Below are 21,277 nucleotides of genomic sequence, written 5' to 3'. Positions count from 1 at the left end.
AAGCGGGCTTCACGCGTTCTGGAGCCGTTCATTTCGATAGGGCGGTCAGCTTGTCCGGAACGCTCTGGACGATCAGCCGCGCCAGTTCGTCGATGGCGACGCGGCGCGGATGGGTCGGGCGCGACACAAGCCGGATCGTCCGCGACGTATGCGGTCCTGTGAGCCGGCGCGCCGTCAGGTCGCCGGGCAGGCGGGACTCCTCGATCAGCGCCAGAGCGGGGATCAGCGTCATGCCATAGCCCGCCGCGGCCATATGCAGCAGCGTTTGCAGGCTCGTCGCGCGCATGTCTGTCAAATCGCCTTCATTGCGCCGCGGGCTTGAACAGAGATCGAGCGCCTGATCGCGCAGACAGTGGCCGTCGGCGAGCAAGAGCAGCTGCTGCGGATCGATCGCCGCCGCGTTCACCTCGTTTTGCGCCGCGAGGGGGTTATCGCGCGCGAGCACGAGGAAAAACGGCTCGGCGAACAATTTTACGACGGAGAGGGTCTCGCTTTCGGGATCGGAGGCGATCAGGGCTGCGTCGAGATCGCCTTGCGCGACAAGGTCGATCAGACGCTCGGTCAAATCCTCGACCAGCGCCAGCGGCGTCAGCGGCATGGCGGCGCGCGCGAGCGGCAGCACGAAGGGCATCAGATAGGGCGCGAGCGTCGGGATGACGCCAAGGCGCAGGGGCCCCACCATCGGATCGCGGCTCGCCTTGGCGCAGGCGAGGAGATCGTCGGCGGCGGCGACCGCGCGCCGGGCATGGGCGAGGATGAGGTCGCCGGCGGCGGTCGTCGTCAGCGATTTGCCGACCCGCTCGAAAATGGCGACGCCAAGCTCTTCCTCGAGCTTCAGAATCTGGCCGCTCAGCGTCGGCTGACTGACATGGCAGGCGGTGGCTGCGCGGCCAAAATGCTTGAGATCGGCGACTTTGATGATGTAGCGAAGGTCGCGCAGGTTCATGCAACTCGAATATCAATCCTGACCGCGCAATTCAATCGCGGCGTGAGCGGCGCGGGAGGGCGGCTTGCGGCGGCGGCGGCGCGCCTCTATAAGCGCCCTCGAATTTGCCTTGCCAATTTCTCCCCCCAACTCTCCAAGGATTTTTCGCTTATGGCGATCGAACGCACTTTCTCCATCATCAAGCCCGACGCCACGCGGCGCAATCTGACGGGCGCGATCAATGCGCTGATCGAAAAGGCGGGGCTGCGGATCATCGCCCAGAAGCGCGTTCGGATCACCACGGCGCAGGCCGAAACCTTTTATGCGGTGCACAAGGAGCGCCCCTTCTTCGGCGAGCTCGTCGAGACGATGACCGCTGGCCCGGTCGTGGTGCAGGTGCTGGAAGGCGAGAACGCCATCAAGGCCTATCGCGACGTCCTCGGCGCGACCGACCCGGCCAAAGCGGCTCCCGGAACGATCCGCAAGGAGTTCGCGCTGTCGGTCGGCGAAAACTCCGGCCATGGCTCGGACGCGCCGGAAACGGCGGCGATCGAGATCGCGCAATGGTTTTCGGGCAACGAGATCGTCGGCTGATCGGCGGTAGTTAGGCTGTTTGAGCCGGCCTCGCCGCCGGGGCTTTCAAACCGCGCTCAGGAGCTTGGCGTCCAGGTCCAGATGATGTCGCGGACGGCGATCTTTCTTGGAATGAGGCCGGTCCTGAAAAAGCGATCGGCCGCGGCCTGCTGATTGGCGACGATCGCGTCATTCAGCGGGACGACATCGAGGTCGGCGCGCTGGACGGCTTTGAGAATCGCCTCTTCGTCAATGCCCGTCGCATCATGAATGGCCTGCGCCAGTTCGGGGCGGTGGGCGCGCGCCCAGGCAAACTCGCCGGCGAAGACGTCAATCAGCTGGCTCAGCGTCCGTGGATTCTGCTCCGCGAAGCTTCTGGCTGCGAGGAAGAATTGCGAGGGCTGTTCGACCTCGGTGTTCAGCGCGACGACGCGGGCGCCGGCCTTTTGGGCGAGCGCGAAATAGGGATCCCAAATCGTCCATGCGTCGACGCTGCCGCGGGAGAAGGCCGCAAATCCATCGGCTGGCGCGAGATAGACCGGCTTGATATCGCCAAACGACAGCCCGGCCTTCTCCAGCGCGGCGATCGTCATGTTATGCGCGCTCGAACCCTTCGGGATGGCGATCGCCCTTCCTTTAAGATCGCCAATGGTCCGTATCGGCGAATCCTCACGCACGACGATTCCCTCGATCGAATTCTTCGGCAGGGCTGCGACATAAAGCAGATCGGCCCCGGCCGCCTGCGAGAAGATGGGCGGCGCATCGCCGGTGAAACCGAAATCGACGCTGCCCGTGGCGAGCGCCTCGAGGATCGGCGGCCCGAACGGAAATTCAATCCATTTGATGGCGATGTTCTGCGCTTCGAACGCCGACTCCAGCGTGCGGCGCTGCTTGAATGCGAAGAGAACGCCCGCCTTTTGAAATCCGATGCGAATTTCCTTCAATGCGGCGGCTTGCGCTTTGACGGCTAGCGCGGCGATCGCTCCGCCAAGGGCGGCGCTGAGAAAATGTCTGCGATACATAGGCGGATTCCTTGACGTGGCGTCGCGCAGCTGGCGAGGCGGCCATATTCAATCTTAGTCTATAGAAATAGTCAAATATTTGTGGAGACAGGATTGCCTGCCGCGCGGGGCCGCGATTCTGGTTCGTGCGACGCGTCGCGCAGCCGCAGATCGCGGGCGCTCCGGCCGGTCCTGCGCCGCAGCAGCGTGCGCAACGTGACGCCATCGGCATAGCCGACCTGCGCCGCGATCTGCTCGACGCTATCGCTCGTTGTTTGCAGAAGATGCGTGGCGCGCTCGACGCGCAAATCCTGGAAAAACGACAAAGGAGACCTGCCAAGGACGCTGCGCAGCCGTCGCGCCAAAGTGCGTTCGCTCGAGCCTATGGCGAGCGCCGCTGCGGGCAGCGAAAATCCATCGGCGAGATGGCTTCGCGCCCAGCGTTCGAAACGCTCGACGATCGGGTCGTTATGCGCGAGGTGGTCAGGGACGATGAAGGCGGCCTGCGAGGGCCGCGGATCGGCCAGCAGATATTTTCCTGTGATGGCTGCGAGCGCCGGACTGACGCGGCGAATCACGCGTAAAGCAAGATCCAGATGGCCGAGCGCCGCCCCCGCCGTAATCCGGCGCCGGGTTTCCACGATCATGCGCGATTCGTCGAGATCGACCTGCGGATAGCGCGCGCGAAATAAGGGCGCGAGCCACCAGCTCGTCGTCGCCGGCAGGCCGTCGAGCAGCCCGGCCCCGGCGAGGAGAAAAGTGGCCGTGCAGGCGGCGGCGATTTCGGCGCCTTGTCCGGCGAAGGCCCGCAGCAACCGGCGCGCCTCGGCGACGTCTTTGCGCTCCATGGCGGCCAGCAGGGTTTCAGGCGTCTTCGTTCCGAGCGCTGGAACGATGACAAGGTCTGGCGGCGGCGAATCCCTGAACGGTCTGACAGGAACGATGAGGCCTTGAGCTGTTTTCACATGCTTGCGGACGCCGATGATGCGGACCGTGAAGGGAGCCGTCGCAATGTCCGCTGCGCCCGAGAGGTCGTTTGCTGCCCCGAAGGCGTCGAGCAGCGCGGCAAGACCCGTGTCGAATACGCCATCAAGCGCCAAAAGATAAATGATCATGGCGAGAATGATAACAAGTTTGGCGATCTCGCCAAGCGGCAAGGGGCCCGCAGTGGCTTAAAAAGACAGCGTTCGTTTCATCGCTGCAAGAAGGAAAAGTAAATGGTCCGATTAGCTTTGTTTGTGCGCCTCGAAGCCAAGCCGGGGCAGGCGGAGGCCTTGCAGACATTTCTGGAAAGCGGTTTGCAACTCGCCAATGCGGAGCCGGAGACCACGGTCTGGTTCGCTCTGCGCTTCGGGCCGCAAAGCTTCGGCATCTTCGACGCCTTCGCCGACGAGCATGGGCGCGAGGCGCATCTCAATGGCGCCATCGCCGCGGCTTTGATGGCGCGCGCGGAAGAGTTGCTGGCCGAACCGCCGCGCATCGACAAAGTCGACGTGCTGGCCGCAAAGCTCGGCCAAAGCTGAGCGGGTCAGCCTTATTTAGTCGGCGGGATTGCGCAGCGCCTTCGGCGCCTCTGTCCCGTCGTCGCAAAACACCCGATTGCCGATGACATGCAGCGACCCGCGCGCCAGCCGCTCCAGCGCGCCCGGATAGATGAGATGCTCCTGCTCCAGCACGCGCGCCGCCAATGTCGCCGGCGTATCGTCGTCAAGCACGGCGACTGCCGCCTGTGCGACGATCGGCCCCTCGTCCATGGCCGGAACGACGAAATGCGCCGTGCAGCCGTGAATCTTGACGCCATCGGCGAGCGCCCGCTCATGCGTGTTGAGGCCGCGATAGGCGGGCAGGAGGGCCGGGTGGATGTTGAGCATGCGTCCGCGCCATTGCCCGATGAACCAGGGCGTCAGCAGCCGCATGAAGCCGGCAAGGCAGATGAGCTCGATCCGGTGTAGCTCGAGCAGCGCCTGCATCGAGCGCTCGAATTCCTCGCGCCCGGCGTAGATCTTGTGGTCGACAGCGGCGCAGGCGATCCCTTGCGATTTGGCGAAGGAGAGGCCCGCGGCCTCCGGCCGATTCGACAGGACCAGCACGATTTCAGCCGGAAACGAGGGCTCGCGCGCGCGCTCGACCAGCGCCTGCATATTGGAGCCGCGTCCCGAAATGAGGACGGCCGTGCGCTTGCGCCATGTCGTCAAAGCGAAAAGCTCGTCAAAGCGAAAGGCGCCCGGAATAGGTCACGCGTTCGGCCCCGGCGAGAGAGACGCGGCCGAGCGTGACCGGCTGTTCGCCGGCCGCGCGAAGGCTTGATAGAAGCGCGCTGGCGTCGCGTTCCGCGCAGATCAGGGCCATGCCGATGCCGCAGTTGAACGTCCGCAGCATTTCGGCCGCGCTGACATTTCCGGCCTCAGCCAGCCACGCGAACACGGGCGGGACCGCGATCGCCGAAAGGTCGACCTCGACGCCAAGGCCCTGCGGCAGCACGCGCGGCAGATTGTCGGGAAAGCCGCCGCCGGTGATATGGGCGAGCCCCTTGACGCCCGCCTCGGCGCGCAGCAGCGGCAGCAGCGTTTTGACATAGATGCGCGTCGGCGTGAGCAGCGCCGCGCCGAGGCTTTGGCCGGGCGCGAAAGGCGCGGGCGCGTCCCAGCTGAGCGTTCGCGCCGCGACGATCTTGCGGACAAGCGAAAATCCATTGGAATGGACGCCCGAGGAGGGCAGGCCGAGCACAATATCGCCCGCCGCGATATCGCTCCGCGGCAATAGCGCGCCGCGCTCGACCGCGCCGACCGCAAATCCCGCAAGATCATAGTCGGCGCCGGCGTAAAGCCCCGGCATCTCGGCGGTCTCGCCCCCGATCAGGGCGGCGCCGGCTTCGATGCAGCCATTCGCGATGCCCTTGACCACGGCGGCGGCGGCGCCGCCGTCGAGCTTGCCGCTCGCATAATAGTCGAGAAAGAACAGCGGCTCGGCGCCCTGGACAATGAGGTCGTTGACGCACATGGCGACGAGATCGACGCCGATGGTGTCATGGACGCCAGTCTCGATCGCAATCCGCACCTTGGTGCCGACGCCGTCATTGGCGGCGACGAGGATCGGATCAATAAAGCCCGCGGCCTTGAGATCGAACAATCCGCCAAAGCCGCCGATCTCGGCGTCGGCGCCGCGCCTTCGCGTCGCCCTGACAAGCGGCTTGATCGCCTCGACCATGGCGTTTCCGGCGTCGATATCGACGCCAGCGTCGGCATAGGTCAACTTGGTTTCGTCGGTCATCGTCCGTCCGGCCTGTGAGGGTCCACGGCTAGCCTCTCCGGCGCGGCAAAGCAAGCAGGCGGCGAAGTCCGGTCGCACGTCGGCTTGCGGCATGTGATTTTGCCTCGCCGCATGATAGGTTTCGCCCAACGAGAAGCTCACCGACAAAGCGCATGGATTTTTACAGTTTCGGCAGCCTGCCCAATCTCATTACCTTCGGCCGCCTGATCCTCGTGCCGGTCATCATTTCGCTGATCACGGCGCAGCGCTGGAAGGAAGCCTGCATCGCTTTTATCGTCGCCGGCATTTCCGACGGGCTCGACGGCTGGATCGCCAAGACCTTCAACTGGCGGACCGAACTCGGCGCCTATCTCGATCCGATTGCCGACAAGGCGCTGCTCGTCTCGATCTTCGTGACGCTCGCCATCGTTGGCGCGATCCCGGCGACGATCGCGATCATCGTGGTAGCCCGCGATGTGATGATCGTCGGCGCCTTTCTGATCGCGCGCATTCTTGACAAGCCCCTGAAGGTCAGGCCGCTCTGGATCTCGAAGCTCAACACGCTGGCGCAGATCCTGTTCGCGGCGCTCGTGCTGAGCGTCGAGGCCTTCGGCGTCTCGAAGGGAGCCTGGTTCGACGCGTCGCTTTATATCGTCGCAGCGCTCGCGCTTGCCTCGCTCGGAGCCTATTTCAATCGGTGGATCCGGCATATGAGCGCCTGAGGCGCCGCCGGAGCAAGCGAGCCGCGCCTCCGAGCGGGCGGGCGCGGAGGGGCTTTCGCCGTCATCGCATTGAGGAGAAGGACAGTTTCATGCGCCTCGAATGGCAGATCGGCTTCTGGCTCGGCGCGCTCGTTTTATTCGTGCTGCTGTTGTGGCTGTTCAGCGGGGTTCTGCTTCCCTTCGCCGCGGCTCTGGCGCTCGGCTATCTGCTCAATCCCGTCGCCGACCGGCTTGAACGGCTGGGGTTGAACCGGCTTGGCGCGACCCTGCTCATCATGGCGGGATTCATCCTGATCCTTGCCCTGATCCTGGTGCTTGTCATGCCCGCGTTCTGGCGTCAGCTGTCGAGCTTCCTTCAGGCGCTGCCGGACTATGCCGTCCGGCTTGAGGATCTCGCCGCCGACTTCGGCGCGCGGTTCGCACAGGACCATGGCGGCTCGATCCTCGAAAAGCTCGGGTTCGGCAAGGAGACCTCGACGGATTTGCGCAATTCGACGAGCGATCTCGTCAATCAGGCGGCGCAATGGGCCGGCGCTTTCGTCAAGTCGATCTGGAGCAGCGGGGCCGCGCTGATCAGCGTTGTGTCGCTTCTCGTGCTGACCCCCGTCGTCGCCTTTTATATGCTGCTCGACTGGGACAAGATGATCGCGACAGTGGATAGCCTGGTCCCGCTGCGCCATCGCGGCACGGTGCGCGAGCTCGCCCGCGAGATCGATGCGGCGCTGGCCGGTTTTCTGCGCGGCCAGTCGCTGGTCTGTCTTTTTCTCGGCCTCTGGTACGGCGTCGGCCTGTCCTTGATCGGCCTCAACTTCGGGCTCTTGATCGGCATCACCGCCGGGTTCTTGAGTTTCATTCCCTATGTCGGCTCGCTGACGGCCCTCGTGCTCTCCGCCGTCATCGCCATCGTGCAGGGCTGGCCGGAGTGGCGGCTGACGATCATGGCGATTGGCGTCGTCGTGTCCGGCCAGTTTCTCGAAGGCAATATTCTGTCGCCGAAGCTCGTCGGCGGATCGGTCGGCCTTCATCCGGTGTGGCTGATTTTCGCGCTGCTGGCCTTTGGCAGCCTGTTTGGATTTACCGGGCTCATCATCGCCGTGCCCTGCGCCGCCGCCTTCGGGGTCATCCTGCGCTTTGCGGTCCGGCGCTATCGTTCGAGCAAGCTCTACACCGAGCTCGAAGGGCCGGGGTCCAAGATTTTGATCGAGGCTCCAGGCGGCTCGTTCAAGGAAACAAGCTGACATGGCGGCGCGTCAATTGCCGCTCGATCTTGCGCTGGAGCCCGGCTTCAGCGCAGAGGATTTCTTTATTTCCGGCTCGAATGAGAGCGCCTATCAAATGATCGAGCGCTGGCCCGACTGGCCGAATCCGGCGCTGATCCTGATCGGGCCGCCGGGCTCAGGCAAGAGCCATCTTGGCGCGATCTGGGCCGCGAGGTCGGGGGCGACGACAATCGCCGCCGCATCCCTTGTCGGACGCGAGGCCGCCGCGCTCGCCGCCGCCGGCGCCTTGCTGATCGAAGACATAGAAGCGATCGGGCCAGGGCAGGCGCAGCTCTTTCACCTGGTCAATCTCGGGATTTCGCGCCGCCTGCCGCTGGTGATGACGGCGCGGCGCCCGCCGGGGCCCGAAAGTTTCGACCTTCCGGACTTGCTCTCGCGGCTGCGGCTTGCGCCAAGCGTCTCGATCGGCGCGCCGGACGACGCGCTGATGCGCATGGTGTTGGTCAAGCTGTTGATGGATCGCCAGCTCGTCGTCGACGTGCGGCTCGTCGATTACGCGGCGCTGCGGCTTGATTACTCGCTTGAAGCCGCGCGCAGCTTTATCGAGAGGCTCGACCGCGAGGCGCTCGCCCGCAAGAGCCGCGTCACGCGTCAGATCGCCGCCGAGGTGCTGGGCGCAATGGCCAGCGGCGAGGACGACGAAGCGGCCGCCGGCGACGCTAACGCTTAAGGTCCGACGTAGCGAATCTTCGCGCCTTTGGCGTCGACGATCATCTCGCCCGCCGAAACGCCCGGCTCGGCGATGGAGCGGCCGGAAAGAAGAGAGCCGTTCGCGCCGCGCGTATCGATGGCGAGCAGCGCGTCGCGCTGCCGGCCGGACAGGCGCTTGGTGTCCGAAACGCGGGCGAAATCGGCGGTTTTATGCGGAAGTCCGGATGAGCCGGTAAAAATCCGCAAGCCCTCGCTCGTCATCACCGCGTCGCCTTTCTGGAGGCTGTCGTCGTCGAGATAGTTCGAGACGACCCGCGCCGGCGTGTGTGGCTTGTCGGCGAACGCTTTGGGCTTGCGCGTCACCACCCTCTTTTTCACATGGGGCGCGACATGCATCGGACGGTAAACCGGCGCCGAATATTGCGGCGGCGGCTGGAACAGAAAATCGAAAAAGCCGGCATTGGCTTCGCCTGCCGTGAGCGACAGGCATGCGCCGACCGCGATGGTTGCGGCGGCGCAGCGACGTGCGATCCGGGCGAGCGGAACCGTCACATTTTTCACGGGAGGCTCCAAGGTGGGCTGGCAAATTGAATGGCGGCGGCCAAGGCGTGGCGAATGCGCCCCTAAAACGCCACGGTCTTACCACAATGCAGCAAGCGGCGGCAATGAGGGTTTCGCTCAAATTTGCGCCGCCAGTCGGTCATATTCCACACGAACCTGCGCTGCCCCATAGATCCGCTCGAGGCGACGCACGGTGAAGTGGCCGCGCGCGAGCGTTTGAAAATGATCGACAAAGGCGTAATTGATCGCCGCGCCACTGGCCGCGCCAATGATCGGGATGCTTTGCGCTGCAAGCTTTTGCGACACGACAAGCCCGAAACGGGCGCTGATCTGGGTGATGAGACGCACCAGCAGGGGGGCGGCCTGGTCGGTGAGGCCGCTTTGCAGGAACCGTTTCGCCGATTGCGTGATTGATTTTGCGAGCAGCACCCGCACGGCGAAATAGCCGGTATCGAGAGCGCTGCCGGACTCGATGCTGTCGGCGGGGTGCTGCTGCTCCGATCCGAGCGCGAACACTTCAAGGCAGGCGATCGCGACGTCGGGATCGCTCAGATCCTCGCCCTCGCTCAAGGCGATGTCGGCGATCGAGCGCAGCATCACCGTTGTCGTGAACGGCAACTCGAAGGGCAGGCCGGCAAGACCGATTGCGCCGCCGGCGGCGCCCGCGAGCGTCGCCACGGACCGGTGCAGGCGGCGGCGGTCGCGTTTTTCGGCGGTCGCGAGGCTTCGAAGGGCAACGGCCATCGCGCTGCGGATCGCCGCTTCCGCCGATTTGTTGACGGCCTCGGTAAACTGGCTGGGCACGGCGAGGCTGATCGCCCCCAACTGGCGACCGATCAGCGCGGTGAGGCGCATGGCGAGGCTCGATCGCCGCAATTCATCGATTGCGCGGCGCAAGGCGGCCTCATCGGCGGGAAGAAGCCCTGCCGTCGCCACAATCGCCCTGCCGGGAGGTCCCATTTCGATTGAGCTCACGCCTCACCTCGTTAACAATGTTTTAATGCGACGGCGCCGGCCGCCCGACTTCGGCTTGACCCTATGGCGCCCTGCGGTTAACGATTTAGAAACGAATTGGGCGGACGCGGGTTCAAACCTCCGGGCAAGCCTTAAGTGCGGATCCCCATTCGATAGCGCAAGAGGAAGTTTTCCCAAGGCTCCAAACAAAACTGCTTAAGATTGGACGCCTTTGCGGGAAGACGAGATTAAGCAACGTCGGAATTCGTCCGTGCGTGTGCTGCGGCACGTTAAAATTGAAATACTGGATTTAATTTCGCGACAACGCGCCGCCGGCAAGTTCGAATGCGCGACGTTGGAGGCTTGGGAATGAAAAGCTTGAGCGAGAGAAGCCGGAGAGCGACGAAGCTTCTTTCGTCCGCTTTAATCTCTCTCTCTATGCTGACCTCGGGCGCATTCGCCGTCGGCGCGCCAAGCCCGTCCTCATTCATGCCGATCGGATCGGTGACCAGCGTTCCCTTCGGATGGGCCGACTTCTGCCGCCGCTATCAGGGCGTTTGCGACGGCGGCGCGATCGAGCCGCTTGACGTCGTCGCCGCGCCAAAAACACTGCGCGAGATCGAACGCGTCAACAAATGGGTCAACGCCCATATCGTCGCGATCACGGACAAAGAGCATTGGGGCGTCCTCGACCAATGGGACTATCCCGCCGACGGGAAGGGCGATTGCGAGGATTTCGCGCTTTTGAAGCGCAAGATCCTCCTCGAGGAAGGCTTTCCGCGTCAGGCGCTGCTGATGACCGTCGTCAAGGATCAGAGCAATGAAGGTCATGCGGTGCTGACGGTGAAGACCAGCAATGGCGATTTCATTCTGGATAATCTGGCGCCCGACGTGAAGCTCTGGAGCCGCACGCCCTATCGTTTCGTCAAACGCCAGTCCCAGGCCGATCAGAATGTCTGGGTCCAGATCGGCGATCCGACCGCCGAGCCCGATTACGTGTCGCGCTGAGGGTGCAGGCTGGATCCCCGCTCAAAGAGCTCAAGGCTCTTTTTGGACCAAGCGCTTGCGTTGAAACAATGGTTAGAGCGCGATCGGCCTTCCCTCTAAGTCCGTCGCCAACATCGGCGCGGCGCCGCGCCTAAAGTCGCGCGAAAAGGGCATGGTCGCACGAGGATCGCGCAAACCATGCCTTCTGCTCCTGCGACCGGAGAAAGCCAATATTTCAAAAATTGACTTTGACGCCGGCATAGACCGAGATGGGCGCGAGCGGCGTCAAGGTGCGCGGATCGGTCAAGGACGTTCCATTGGCGATCTGGGCGTTGGTGGTGGTGTCGAAGAACGCGCCATAGGTGGCGTTGCGGTTGTTGAAGAGATTGTTGACGAGCCCGAACACCTGAATGTTCTCGGTCACCTGATAGGACGCGTGAATATTCGCCGTCCAATAGAGCGGCAATTGTGGGTTGAGATTCGAGTTGTCGCCGACATAATATTGGCTGCCGACAATCAATATATCCGCTCCGGCCTTGAATTGCGACGTGAAGGAATATTCGAGGCCGAACTTCCCCGTCTGCCGCGGGATGCCGGGGATATGATCGCCCGGCGTGACAAGGACATTTCCATTCGCGTCGGCATAAGGATTATTCGGCGAGGCAAGTTCAGCCGTGAAGCGATAGGTGGCGTCGACCAATGCATAATTCGCATAAGCCATGAGGTTGCCGCTGTGGTATTCGATGCTCGCCTCAACGCCCTGTCTGAGCGTAGCGGGCACATTGGCGTAATAGCCGCGCCCGGTGATTGTGCTGGCCAGCGAAATAATGTCGTTTGTGCTCTCGGTGTGGAAATAGCCGGCCTTCCAATTGATCTGGCCGCCGAGCACATTGTTCGCCGTACCGCGCAGGCCGGCTTCAATGGTGTGGGAGACGACCTGCTGTAGCGGCGGGTCGGACACCAGGGAGTTTTCAAGGAGACACGGTTTTTGCGGATTGGCGCAGTCGAGTTCGAGCGGCGTCGGGGCGCGATTGGCTTCGGAATAGCCGCCATAGGCCGAAAGCCACGGCAGGATCTTGTAGGTGAGCCCGAACACAGGGTTGATGCGGTTGAAATTACTGGCGCTCGTCAACTCGGAGTTGAGGCCGCTGGCGTCCTCTGTGTTGATATTCGCAATATTGAGCCGCGCCCCCGCGGTCGCCGCGAATTCGGGGGTGATGTTGAAGGTATCGAGCGCATAAATGCCGTAATAGGTCGTCGTGCCGTTGAGATAGGTTGGCACATAGCCGATGTCGCCAGCCGTCTGCAGAATCGCATTCGATCCGGCGAATGTTCCGGTTGGGACGACGTTGAGATTGGCCTGGATAGCGCCGAGCGTGCTCGTCGACGCGAAATTGAAGAAGCCGCGGTCGACGCTGCCGCCGAAAGTGAAATAATTAGCGTGGTCAAACAGCTTTTCGTTGTCGGTCGCCTGTAGCGTTACGCCGGCAGTCGTCGAATGGGTCTCGGTGCGATCGATCGTCCCATAGACGACGCCATCCGTGTAGGGAATCGCCTGGCCTGTATGGTTGTTCCGAACAACAAAGGCGTTTGGATTGGTGACGGCCGGGAAGTTGTCTTCGTCAAGGCATAACAGGCCGTCATTGGGATCGTCGCATGCCCCAAGATCGGCGTCATTGCCGTCCGAATGCTTTTGCCGGAACGTCCTCATGTAGAAATTGCTGGCGATCTGCCAGTTCTTGTTGATATCGAATTTGCCGGTCAGGGCAATCGAACCCATGTCATTCTGGGTCGTTTGCGGAAAAGTGAAGACGCTGCTGAGGCTCTGGCTCAGGAGATTGACGGGCGTCGGTCCGATCACGCCAAGGTTCGACGTCGCGCCGGAGGCGATGAAATGCACCTCCGCATCCTGCGTCCTGTAGCCTAAATCGCCATAGGCCCGGACCAGCGTCGACGGCGAGAAATAGCGCCAGCCGCCCTCATGCGCCACATCGGCGGTGACATAGAGGCTGAAGTTGTCGACCTGCTTGCCATACTGGAAATAGCCACTGACGCGCCCATAGGAGCCGCCGAGAATCTGCGCCTCGAAACCTTGCCAGTTGAAGCCGTTTTTCATTTCAATGCTGACGGCTCCGCCAAGGGCGTTGAGACCGAAGATCGGATTGGCCGTAAAAATATCGGTGCGGGCGATCGCCTGCGGCGGGATCAGATCCCAGTTCACGGTGTCGCCGAAGGCTTCGTTGACGCGCATGCCGTTCTGATAGACGGCAAGGCCTTGCGGCGTTCCCTGCAGCGGCGAGGCCTCGAAACCGCGATACATCAGATCCTGCGAAAATGGATTGCCGTTGATGTCGGTCACGGTGACGCCCGGAACGCGCTGCTGCAGCGTATCGGTGACGCTCGGCGAGCGCGTGCGCTCGAACGCCGGCGCGTCAACCGTCTGCACCTGGCTCGGAAAGCTGAAGCGGTCTTCCCCTCCGGCGCCAGCCAGGGGCGAGGTCGAGATCACATCGACTTCCGGGAGGGCGACAACATTGGCGTCGGCCGGAGCCGCGCCATCCTGAGCAAGGGCTGCGGAAAAGCCCAAGGGCGCGAGCGCCACAGCCAGCATCAATACTGTCTTTAATGGTAAGTTTCGGGTCACAGCCGCTTGTCTCCCAATCCGCGCCGCATCGGCCGTTCATGCCTATGCGGTGACGATAAGATTAGGTGCATGGCCGGACAAGCACAGCGAAAGCAGAGCGCGGAGAAACGCCGCTGCTGTTGCGCAATTGCGTCATATGGCAATCGACGAGGGAGTTAATTCCAATAATGCGTGGAAAAGTTCACGGCATATAAGGGAAATAAAGGCAGCTTCGATCATGAGGGGCCAGAAGCGCCGGGCGCTGAGAGATCGCCGCGATTCTTTGCATGGCCAGGCGGCCGCCCCGCTGAACGCGGGGGCGCGTGCGCCTAAGTCGAAGGAGCGGGCTGCGAAATCAGCTGACGCTGGTTGACTCTTCGGCGTCTTCGCGGGTTTTGGCCGGCTTCAGCTTGACCGGCCGAAGCAGGAACATCGGAACATGATCGCCCATGCCGATGACGGGCGCGTCATCGTCCTCGCGCCGCGGTTTGCGTTGCTCACGCGGCGGGGCCGCCGGGCCGCCGGTTGGCCGCGGCGCCGCCTGAGCCGGCGCGGCGGGCGTTGAAGGCGGCTGCGCCGTATGTTGGCGCGCCCCTTCCGATCTTTCGCGGCGGCGCGATCGGGGCGCCTCGGCCTCCGTCTGGCCGTTGCGGCGTTCGCCGCGCCTTGGCCGCCGCTCGTCGCGCTCGGGAGCTTCTTCCGCCCCGTCCTCGACGACGTCCGCCATTGTTTTCCCGTCGAGAAAGTCGATCGAACGACCGATCAGCTTCTCAATCTCGGCGATATGTTTTTGATCGGCTTTTGTCACGATGGTGATGGCGACGCCGCTCTTGCCGGCGCGGCCGGTGCGGCCGATGCGGTGCACATAATCTTCGGCATGGGTCGGAACGTCGAAATTCAGGACATGACTGACGTCCGGAATATCGAGGCCGCGCGCGGCGACGTCGGAGCAGACGATCAACGCCACTTCGCCGGTCTTGAAAGCGTCGAGCGAGGCCATCCGCGCCCGCTGGTCGAGGTCGCCATGCAAAGCGCCGGCGTTAAAGCCGTGCGTCAGCAACGATTTATGCAGCAGCGCAACGTCGCGCTTGCGATTGCAGAAAATGATGGCGTTCTTGAAATCGGCGGCGCCCCGGAGCAGGCGGCGCAAAGTTTCGCGTTTGGCCGGGCCGGGCGCCGAAGCGATCAGGCCTTGCGTGATCGTCGTCGCCGTCGAGGAGGCGCGCGCGACCTCGACCCGCGCCGGATTGTGCAGGAAGGTCTCGGTCAGCCGGGTGATCTCCGGCGGCATGGTCGCCGAAAAAAACAGCGTCTGCCGGGTAAAGGGCACCAGCTTGCAGATGCGCTCGATGTCGGGGATGAAGCCCATGTCCAGCATGCGGTCGGCTTCGTCGATGACAAGGATCTCGATGCCGGTCAGCAGCAGCTTGCCGCGCTCGGCGAAATCGAGCAGGCGGCCGGGGGTCGCGATCAGCACATCGGCGCCGCGCGTGATCTTCGCCTCCTGGTCCGCGAAGGAAACGCCGCCGATCAGAAGCGCGACATTGACCTTGTGATTGACGCCATAGCGGACAAAGCTTTCCTCGACCTGAGCCGCCAGTTCACGAGTTGGCTCAAGGATCAGGGTGCGCGGCATGCGTGCTCTGGCGCGGCCCTGTTCGAGGCGGGAGAGCATCGGCAGCGTAAAGGCGGCGGTTTTGCCCGTGCCTGTCTGCGCAATGCCCAGAACGTCGCGTCCGGTGAGCGCGAAGGGGATGGCTTGGGCCTGGATCGGCGTCGGCGTGGTGTAGCCGGAAGCTTCGACCGCTTGCAGCACCTTCGCGCTGAGACCGAGTTCCTCAAAAGTCATTTTGTTCCTGAAACGGGCATTTGCGCCCTGCAAACACGGGCTGCGGCCATAAGGCCGCCGACACCGACGAGCCCTTTGGCGCAACCCTTGGGCTCAACGTAACGGTTTGGTTTTTTGCCGTAACTTGCAGGCAGTTGCGCCAAAGCGCCGCCTGAAGCCGGTCATTCCTGCCGCGGCCGCAGCAGGAACTTAAGCGATATCGATCTCTCTCTTGCCTGAAAACGCAGGCTGAAGCAATGGAATAGCGACATCGCAGCGCTGCTCGAGCGGGAAAATCCATCGATTTTCCCGTGACTGTGCGCGATTGCCTGATTCTCGGGCAAAGCTGCGGTTCAAACGCGCTCGCGCAGCGCGGCCCAGAACCGGCGCCGGTCGGAGCGGCGCAGAATATCGAGCGGCGCGACCTGGTTGATCTTGTCAGCGCCCAGCAGGCGCAGAAGATCGCCGGCGCTGGCGACCGGCGCGCCGTCAACGGCAAGAACGATATCGCCGGTGAGCAGGCCGGCGTGATCCGCCGGGCCATCCTTTTCGACCTGGCTGATCACCGCGCCCGTGGTCTGCTCGAGGCCGAGCCGGAGCGCGATCCGGCGCGGCAGGACGATCGTGCTTGCGCCGACGCCAAGATAGGCGCGGCGCACGCGGCCATGGGCGACGAGCTCGCCGAGGACGAAACGCGCCGTATTCGCCGCGACTGCAAAGCAGATGCCCTGCGCCCCGGCGATGATCGCGGTGTTGACGCCGATGACGGCGCCGTTTGAGGCGACCAGCGGTCCGCCGGAATTGCCGGGATTGAGCGCGGCGTCGGTCTGGATCACATCATCAATCATGCGGCCGTTGTTCGAGCGCAGCGAACGCCCGAGCGCCGAAATGACGCCCGCCGTCACGGTTGAATCGAAGCCGAGCGGATTGCCGATCGCGACCGCGATTTCGCCCGGTTTCAGCCGTTTCGAATCGCCGAGCCGCGCCGCCGGCAAAGTGACGTTCTCATCGACCCGCACCAGGGCGAGATCGGTGTCGGGATCATCGCCGAGGACGCGGCCGGACAGATTGCGTCCGTCAAGCGTCGTCACGCTCGCGCGGCGGGCGCCGCCGACCACATGGCTGTTGGTCAAAATGAGCCCGTCCGGGGAAACGATCACCCCGGAGCCCGAGCCGCCGCTGCGGCCGTCGCCGCGTTTGACGTCGAGCCGCACGACGCTCGGGCCGACGTCCTCGACGATGCGCGTTACGCTTTTCGAATAGGCGTCGAGCAGCGCCTCGTCATCGGCGGGGAAATCGTGCGTCAGGGCGGCCGCCTCTTCCTGCGGCGCAGCCTCGGATTCATCGAGCACAAAGGAAGGAAAATAGTCCATTCGGAAACCCTCGGCACGCGTTCGAAAAGTCGCGGACTATCGACGTCATGCGTGAGACTTGAAGCTCAGCCAAAGCGGTATGGGATTGCGTGCAATCCCATCGCGCCCTGATAAGCGTTCCCGCTGATATGGGACGAAATGCGGCTTGTTAAAGGCCCCGCCTGGCCAAGCTTCTCGGCCGACCTCAAAAGAGCGGGGTAGGGACCATCTTGACCTGGCCCAGGGCTTTCGCCCGGATGATATTGTCGAGAAACTGCCGGGCGCTGTTCGCCCAGGTAAAGGTCAGCGCATAGGCGCGCGCTTTTTCGCGGGGGGTTTCGAGCGCCTTGAGGCAGGCGGCGCGCAGATCCTCGTCGAGCACGCCGACTCCGCTCGATCCGATGACGTCAAGAGGGCCGGCGACGGGCAGCGCGGCGACCGGCAATCCACAGGAGAGCGCCTCAAGCAGAACCATGCCGAAGGTGTCGGTGCGGCTCGGAAACACGAAAACGTCGGAGGACGCATAATAGGCGGCGAGCGTGTCGCTGTCCTTCGCGCCGACGAAATGGGCGTCGGGGTAGGCCGCCTCCAGCGCGCGGCGCGAGGGCCCGTCGCCGACCACCACTTTTGAGCCCGGCAGATCGAGCGACAAAAAGCCCTCAATGTTTTTTTCGGGCGCAAGACGGCCGGCGTAAAGATAGATCGGCCCCGGCAGATCGAGCTTGATCCGCCGGTCCGGCGAAAACAGGCGGTGGTCGACGCCGCGCGACCAGAACATCAGCCTCTCGAAGCCGCGTTTTTCGAGGTCATTGGCGATCGAGGCCGTCGACACCATGACGCCCGAACCTGCATTGTGAAACCGGCGCAGAACGGAATAGGTGATCGACTCCGGGAGAAAGGTGCGCGCCCTGATATATTCGGGAAAACGCGTGTGGTAGCTCGTCGTGAAAGCCCGTTTGTTACGCAGGCAATAGCGTCGCGCGGCAAAGCCGACGGGCCCCTCAGTCGCGATATGGATATGGTCGATCGGCGCGCCGTCGAGCCTCTTGCGGATCGAACCGGCGCTGGCGAAGGCGAGCTTGATTTCGCTATAGGTCGGCAGCGGCACGGAGGCGAATCCCTGCGGCGTCAAAAATTCAATCTCGGCGCCGAATTCCCGCAGCGCTTTTGCGACCGACTCCAGCGATCGCACGACGCCATTGACCTGGGGCTTCCAGGCGTCGGTGGCAATGAGGATCCGCATCAGGCCGCCGCCTGACGGCCTGGAAGGCGGGCCTGCGCCAGAGCATTGGCCTGCGCCTGTTCGGCGGCGGTCGCCTGCCAGTGCAGGATCTCGAGCGTCCCGTTGGCGTGTTCGGCGACAGCCGTGCAGGATTCGACGAAATCGCCGGTATTTACGTAAAGCATCCCGTCGATGTCGCGGATCGCAGCGTGATGAATATGGCCGCAAACGACGCCGTCCGTCTGATGACGGCGCGCCGCGTCGGCGAGGGCGGATTCATAATCGCCGATGAAACTCACCGCATTCTTCACCTTGAGCTTGGCCCAGGCCGACAGTGACCAGTAGGGAAAACCGAACGAGCGCCGGATCTGATTGAACCAGCGATTGGCCCAGAGCGCGAATTCATAAGCCCAATCGCCGAGAAAGGCGAGCCAGCGGGCATGCTTGACGACGACGTCGAACTGATCGCCGTGGATGACGAGAAGGCGCTTGCCGTCAGCCGTCTCATGGATCGCATGGTCGATGATTTCGACGCCGCCAAAGAAGATCCCGAGAAAATCGCGCGCGAATTCATCGTGATTGCCCGGCGTATAATAGATTTTGACGCCCTTGCGCGCTTGGCGCAGCAGCTTCTGAACGACGTCATTTTGCGCCTGCGGCCAGTACCAGCCGCTTTTCAGCCGCCAGCCGTCAATAATGTCGCCGACAAGATAGATCGTGTCCGCTTCATTGTGCTTCAAAAAGTCGATCAGGAGACCGGCCTGGCAGTCTTTCGTGCCGAGATGGATATCGGACAGGAAGAGAGTGCGAAAGCGTCTTGGCTCTTTTACGTCGCTCACCGGCGGACCCCGAACCTGATTTGCGTCACGTCCTAAAGAACAGATTCGCGTGGCTTTTGGATGACACCGCCGGGGGCGATCCGCCGAGGGGGCTTGCGGAACCGACAAATCGTTCGATATTCCAAACGAAATCCGCTACCGTTCGGGACGCAAACGCGTCCTGCGCGACAGCGGCGTCGTCAAATGAATGAGCGGATCGAGCATGGGCGTCGAGGGACGCGACAAGGTCAAGGTGATGGAAGCTGGCGCGCTCGCTTTGTCGGGGCAGCTCGGCAAAACCGTACAAAGACTGCGCAAGGCCTATAATTTCTCGCTGTCGGAGCTTTCCGAACAATCCGGCGTCGCCAAATCGATCATCAGCCAGATCGAGCGCAACGAAACCAATCCGACGCTGGCGACGATCTGGAGGCTGTCGCAGGCCCTCGATGTCTCGATCGAGCGCGTTCTGCAGGCGGCCGACGACGAGCCCTTCCTCGAAAAGACGGCGCGTCACGAGACGCCGATCCTCGTCTCCGACGATGGCAAATGCAGGCTTTCGATCATCGGCTGGATCAAGACGGTCGAATGGCTGCAATGGTATGATTTTTCCGCCGAGCCCGGCGGCGCGCTGGAATCCGAGGCGCATCAGCGCGGCTCGGTGGAAAGTCTTTCGATCAGCGAGGGCGAACTCGAAGTCGAGGTCGCCGGCGTGATCGAGCGCGCCAAGACCGGCGACACGCTGCGCTACCGTTGCGACCGCCCCCATATCATTCGCAATGTTTCCGACCGGCCGGCGAGCGCAATGATGGTGTGTATCCTGAAGGCCGCGGCGATGGAGTAGAGGCGCCTTCCTGTGTGACGCTGACCGAACTTCCCAGCAAGAACCAGCAAGGCGGACCGCATTTGACCCTCGCCGACCCCCGCCATCGCAAGGCTGAGGTCTCCGGCGGCCATGAAGCGCGCGATCTTTCGATTTTTGCGGGCCTGCTGTTTCTGCCGCTGGGCCTGCATCTGCCCTATTTTCCGGTCTGGCTCGCCGCGCGCGGGCTCACCGCGGAAGAGATCGCCGCGGCCATCGCGACGCCGCTGGTCGCGCGCGTGATCGCGACTCCGCTCATCGCCGCCTTCGCCGACAAACGCGGCGTCGGCCTCGCCGTCACCGCCTGCGCCCTCACCGTATTTGCAACCTATTGCGGGCTGCGCTTTGGCTCAGGCTTTGCGCCGATCTTCGCCGGCGCGGTGCTTGTCTCGGTGGCGATGGGATCAATGCCCGCGCTCGCCGATGCGCTCACCTTGAGCGAAATCCGCCACGCCGAGACGGATGGGCGCCCGCCAATCGCTTATGGCCATATCCGGGTCTGGACCTCGATCGGGGTGCTCGCGACGATGCTGGCCTCGGCCGCGATCGTCGAGGCGCTGCCCGGCGAACAGATCATCGTCGCGCTGATCCTGCTCTCGCTGCCCTCGGTCGGGGCGGCATTGTTCGCGGCCATCCGGATGAACCGGGCGCATCTTTACGCAGGCGCGACGGCGGGCCGCCTCACCGCCGATTCGGCCCGGCTGCGGCTCGCGCTGCTGACGATCGCCGCGGCCGCGCTGATTCAGGCGAGCCACGCCGAAGTCTATGCATTCGGGACGATCCGATGGCGCGCGGCAGGCCTTTCGCCCGGCGCGATTGGCGCCGCCTGGGCGGTCGGGGTCGGGGCGGAAATCCTCATCTTTTTGCTCGCCGCGCGTTATTTCCGCTCCGAGCGGAGCGCCGTCCCCTTGCTGCTGCTCGGGGCGGCTGGGGCGGCCTTGCGCTGGACCGCCATGAGCTTCGCGCCCGGCGCCGAAGCCGTCATCGCGCTGCAGACCTTGCATGCCTTCAGCTTCGGCGCGACGACCTGCGGCAGCGTGCTTCTGCTCGGCGCGCTCGCCTCTGCGACCCACCGCGCCCGCATGCAGGGCTGGCTTGCGGCGGCGGGGGCGCTGAGCCTAGCCGCCGCGACCTATGGCAGCGGCTGGCTGACGGCGCGCTTTGGCGACGAGGCCTATCTGGCGATGGCCGCGCTTGCCGCGACGGGCGGCGTGATCGCCCTCGCCGCCGGCTGGCTGAAGCGCGGGCTTCAGATTACCGGCTGATCAGACAAAATCTTGGCGCGCCGCGCGAGCGTCGTCGCGGCCGCGCCCGCAAGAAATATCGCGGGCGGCGCGAGCCCGCGCAAGAGGCCGACATAGCCAGGCGCGACGACGACCGCGACCCAAATCAGGTCAGCCCAACCGGCGACGATCAGATTGAGCCAATAGCCTGTTCGATCGTTCCGTGAATTCTTGAGGACGGCGACGGCGATCACGAAAAGGGAGATCGTCAGCATATAGGCCGCGAGCTGAAAGATTCGGCCCTGCGCCAGACCCGACTGCCCGGCGCCGAGTTCATAAATGTCATAGGCGACACGAAGGTGAAACAAGCCCCAGGCGACATAGAAGCCTGCTCCGATCCGCGCCCACGTCGCGCCCTCGGGGGCAGTCGCCGTCTTGCGTGTCTCCAT

At 63.5% G+C, this 21,277-nt stretch carries 21 protein-coding genes; 8 read left to right on the top strand and 13 right to left on the bottom strand.

Features of this window, described 5'->3' with window-relative positions; genetic code table 11:
* Nucleotides 1–28: 28 nt before the first annotated feature.
* Nucleotides 29–946 (bottom strand): LysR substrate-binding domain-containing protein, encoded by a 918-nt coding sequence (locus CR492_RS05810; protein ID WP_102842803.1) that lies wholly within the window; start codon nt 944–946, stop codon nt 29–31.
* Nucleotides 947–1,096: 150 nt separating this feature from the next.
* Between CR492_RS05810 and ndk the strand changes: the two genes are divergently transcribed.
* Nucleotides 1,097–1,519, top strand: coding sequence for a nucleoside-diphosphate kinase (gene ndk, locus CR492_RS05805; protein WP_102842918.1), 423 nt, complete (start codon nt 1,097–1,099; stop codon nt 1,517–1,519).
* Between the two features lie 56 nt (nt 1,520–1,575).
* Here ndk and CR492_RS05800 read toward each other — a convergent pair whose 3' ends face one another.
* Together CR492_RS05800 and CR492_RS05795 are read right to left on the bottom strand one after the other, a co-directional pair.
* Nucleotides 1,576–2,520, bottom strand: coding sequence for an aliphatic sulfonate ABC transporter substrate-binding protein (locus CR492_RS05800; protein ID WP_102842802.1), 945 nt, complete (start codon nt 2,518–2,520; stop codon nt 1,576–1,578).
* Between the two features lie 71 nt (nt 2,521–2,591).
* The gene (locus CR492_RS05795) at nt 2,592–3,614 is read right to left on the bottom strand and encodes a GlxA family transcriptional regulator (protein WP_102842917.1); all 1,023 of its coding nucleotides are present in this window, start codon (nt 3,612–3,614) and stop codon (nt 2,592–2,594) included.
* Nucleotides 3,615–3,716: 102 nt separating this feature from the next.
* Here CR492_RS05795 and CR492_RS05790 point away from each other — a divergent pair, with 102 nt between their 5' ends.
* Nucleotides 3,717–4,022: a putative quinol monooxygenase gene (locus tag CR492_RS05790; RefSeq protein ID WP_102842801.1), complete on the top strand. Its 306-nt coding sequence runs from the start codon at nt 3,717–3,719 to the stop codon at nt 4,020–4,022.
* A gap of 15 nt (nt 4,023–4,037) precedes the next feature.
* On the opposite strand, the gene purN is transcribed toward CR492_RS05790, so the two are convergent.
* Together purN and purM are read right to left on the bottom strand one after the other, a co-directional pair.
* A complete protein-coding gene (gene purN, locus CR492_RS05785; protein WP_102842800.1) occupies nt 4,038–4,694 on the bottom strand; it encodes a phosphoribosylglycinamide formyltransferase in 657 nt (218 codons plus the stop codon).
* A 13-nt stretch (nt 4,695–4,707) separates the two neighbouring features.
* Nucleotides 4,708–5,769, bottom strand: a complete 1,062-nt coding sequence (gene purM / locus CR492_RS05780; RefSeq protein ID WP_102842799.1) for a phosphoribosylformylglycinamidine cyclo-ligase — start codon at nt 5,767–5,769, stop codon at nt 4,708–4,710.
* 152 nt (nt 5,770–5,921) lie between these two features.
* Between purM and CR492_RS05775 the strand changes: the two genes are divergently transcribed.
* The 3 genes from CR492_RS05775 (at nt 5,922) to CR492_RS05765 (ending at nt 8,420) form a co-directional block, all read left to right on the top strand.
* Nucleotides 5,922–6,470, top strand: a complete 549-nt coding sequence (locus CR492_RS05775) for a CDP-alcohol phosphatidyltransferase family protein (protein WP_102842798.1) — start codon at nt 5,922–5,924, stop codon at nt 6,468–6,470.
* 89 nt (nt 6,471–6,559) lie between these two features.
* Entirely contained in the window at nt 6,560–7,708 is a 1,149-nt protein-coding gene (locus tag CR492_RS05770) for an AI-2E family transporter (protein ID WP_102842797.1), read from the top strand.
* Nucleotide 7,709: 1 nt separating this feature from the next.
* Nucleotides 7,710–8,420, top strand: coding sequence for a hypothetical protein (locus tag CR492_RS05765; protein WP_102842796.1), 711 nt, complete (start codon nt 7,710–7,712; stop codon nt 8,418–8,420).
* Here the strand turns inward: CR492_RS05765 and CR492_RS05760 are convergent.
* Nucleotides 8,417–8,962, bottom strand: a complete 546-nt coding sequence (locus tag CR492_RS05760) for a hypothetical protein (RefSeq protein ID WP_102842795.1) — start codon at nt 8,960–8,962, stop codon at nt 8,417–8,419. The two genes, CR492_RS05765 and CR492_RS05760, sit on opposite strands and share 4 nt — an antisense overlap.
* Nucleotides 8,963–9,079: 117 nt before the next feature.
* Nucleotides 9,080–9,937, bottom strand: coding sequence for an EcsC family protein (locus CR492_RS05755; RefSeq protein WP_245411983.1), 858 nt, complete (start codon nt 9,935–9,937; stop codon nt 9,080–9,082).
* A gap of 348 nt (nt 9,938–10,285) precedes the next feature.
* Between CR492_RS05755 and CR492_RS05750 the strand changes: the two genes are divergently transcribed.
* Entirely contained in the window at nt 10,286–10,924 is a 639-nt protein-coding gene (locus tag CR492_RS05750) for a transglutaminase-like cysteine peptidase (RefSeq protein ID WP_102842915.1), read from the top strand.
* A gap of 214 nt (nt 10,925–11,138) precedes the next feature.
* Here the strand turns inward: CR492_RS05750 and CR492_RS05745 are convergent, their stop codons facing one another.
* From CR492_RS05745 to CR492_RS05725, 5 genes are all read right to left on the bottom strand, one after another.
* On the bottom strand, nt 11,139–13,514 hold the full coding sequence (locus tag CR492_RS05745) for a TonB-dependent receptor (protein WP_245411982.1): 2,376 nt from the start codon (nt 13,512–13,514) through the stop codon (nt 11,139–11,141).
* 367 nt (nt 13,515–13,881) lie between these two features.
* Nucleotides 13,882–15,375: a DEAD/DEAH box helicase gene (locus tag CR492_RS05740; protein WP_102842793.1), complete on the bottom strand. Its 1,494-nt coding sequence runs from the start codon at nt 15,373–15,375 to the stop codon at nt 13,882–13,884.
* A 332-nt stretch (nt 15,376–15,707) separates the two neighbouring features.
* The gene (locus tag CR492_RS05735) at nt 15,708–16,727 is read right to left on the bottom strand and encodes a S1C family serine protease (protein WP_102842792.1); all 1,020 of its coding nucleotides are present in this window, start codon (nt 16,725–16,727) and stop codon (nt 15,708–15,710) included.
* Between the two features lie 184 nt (nt 16,728–16,911).
* Nucleotides 16,912–17,949, bottom strand: a complete 1,038-nt coding sequence (locus CR492_RS05730; protein ID WP_102842791.1) for a glycosyltransferase family 4 protein — start codon at nt 17,947–17,949, stop codon at nt 16,912–16,914.
* Nucleotides 17,949–18,767 carry a UDP-2,3-diacylglucosamine diphosphatase gene (locus CR492_RS05725; RefSeq protein ID WP_102842790.1) on the bottom strand — a complete coding sequence of 273 codons (819 nt, stop codon included), beginning with the start codon at nt 18,765–18,767 and terminating at the stop codon, nt 17,949–17,951. Before CR492_RS05725 ends, CR492_RS05730 begins: the two co-directional genes overlap by 1 nt.
* A 202-nt stretch (nt 18,768–18,969) precedes the next feature.
* On the opposite strand from CR492_RS05725, the gene CR492_RS05720 reads away from it, so the two are divergent.
* The gene (locus CR492_RS05720) at nt 18,970–19,587 is read left to right on the top strand and encodes a helix-turn-helix domain-containing protein (protein WP_102842789.1); all 618 of its coding nucleotides are present in this window, start codon (nt 18,970–18,972) and stop codon (nt 19,585–19,587) included.
* Between the two features lie 14 nt (nt 19,588–19,601).
* Nucleotides 19,602–20,870, top strand: a complete 1,269-nt coding sequence (locus CR492_RS05715) for an MFS transporter (RefSeq protein WP_245411981.1) — start codon at nt 19,602–19,604, stop codon at nt 20,868–20,870.
* Here the strand turns inward: CR492_RS05715 and CR492_RS05710 are convergent.
* The gene (locus tag CR492_RS05710) at nt 20,855–21,277 is read right to left on the bottom strand and encodes a hypothetical protein (protein ID WP_102842788.1); all 423 of its coding nucleotides are present in this window, start codon (nt 21,275–21,277) and stop codon (nt 20,855–20,857) included. The two genes, CR492_RS05715 and CR492_RS05710, sit on opposite strands and share 16 nt — an antisense overlap.

The sequence above is a fragment of the Methylocella silvestris genome (assembly GCF_002891535.1).
Lineage (GTDB): Bacteria > Pseudomonadota > Alphaproteobacteria > Rhizobiales > Beijerinckiaceae > Methylocapsa > Methylocapsa silvestris_A.
Note: the sequence above shows the minus strand (reverse complement) of the source record. Positions and strands in the feature narration are given on the sequence as shown.